A 1,085-nucleotide genomic window follows, 5' to 3' on the forward strand; every position below is an offset into this window, starting at 1 on the left:
CGATGTGCTCGGCCGGAGCCAGGAGACGGGTGGCGAGGTCGTTGTGGATCTTGTCGGTCATCTGCCCGTCCTGGACGGGAGCAATGGTGGTGGCGACGTGCACCACCAGGTGCGGCAGATCCTGATCACACGACTCGGTGAGATGCACACGGTATCCGCTCCACTCGACATCGCGTTTGACGCAGTAGTGCGCGTCGGTGTCGTACGGGGAGTCGAACCGCAGCGAGGCCGGCGGCAGGGCCGTGCCCTCCCGCCAGCGCAGATGCCCCTCGCGATCCCAGTGATACTGGTGGATCCAGACGCGCCGCAGGATCTCCACCTGCCGCAGCATCCGCAGACGGAGTGGGGCATCGGCTGCCCAGACGGCGGAAAGAAGCTTCTGCCCGTCCCGGCCGAACTCCTCGGCACGCTCGCGCACCGCTGCCTTGCCGCCCGGAACTTTCCCGATTTCGACTTTCCGCCCGTACCGTTTGGCCCACGCGGGATCGATCAGCGGCACCAGCCAGGCCGGATCGGCCGCGGCGATCTCCTCCAGCGCCGCCCGCACGCTCTCGCCCACCAGCTCCAGCCGGCTCAACCGCCGCACCGCCGCCAGGACATGGGTGGCGTCGGTACGCTGCCGGCCCCGCCCCTTGAGCAGCCCGGCCGCCACCAAGCGGTCCAGCATCAGCTGCAGCAGCTGATCTGCCCGGTCGCCCTCGGCCAGTCGGGCCCGGAACTCGCTGAGCAGGGAATAGTCGAACCCCGGATCGTCCAGTTCGAGGCCGAGTCCGTACTTCCAGTCGATCCTCGTGCGCACCGCATCCGCCGCCGCACGGTCGGAGAGGTTCTCCGCGAACTGCAGCACCGACACCAGTGCCAACTGCCCCGGCGAGAAGCCCGGTCGGCCATCGGCCGGATACAGATGAGCGAAGTCCTCGTCGGCGAACACCACATCGAGCCGGTCCCGCATCAGCATCACCGGCGTCCCCCTCGGACACGCCGCCCACGCCGTCCGGACCGTCATCGGGGGAATCCGCTGGAAACTTGCCGGACGCATCGACACCGTCTACCTCCCCTAAACCGAGGCCGCCCCGCCACCGACC

Annotated in this window: 1 protein-coding gene; it reads right to left on the reverse strand. The window is 68.8% G+C overall.

Translation table 11 applies throughout. The features are described 5' to 3' along the window. Window positions 1–952, reverse strand: a 952-nt coding sequence (locus tag ABD366_RS43350) for a transposase (protein WP_344443661.1), incomplete at its 3' end; no start/stop codon positions are given. Between the last annotated feature and the right edge of the window lie 133 nt (window positions 953–1,085).

The organism is Streptomyces kunmingensis (genome assembly GCF_039533535.1).
Classification (GTDB): Bacteria; Actinomycetota; Actinomycetes; order Streptomycetales; family Streptomycetaceae; genus Streptomyces; species Streptomyces kunmingensis.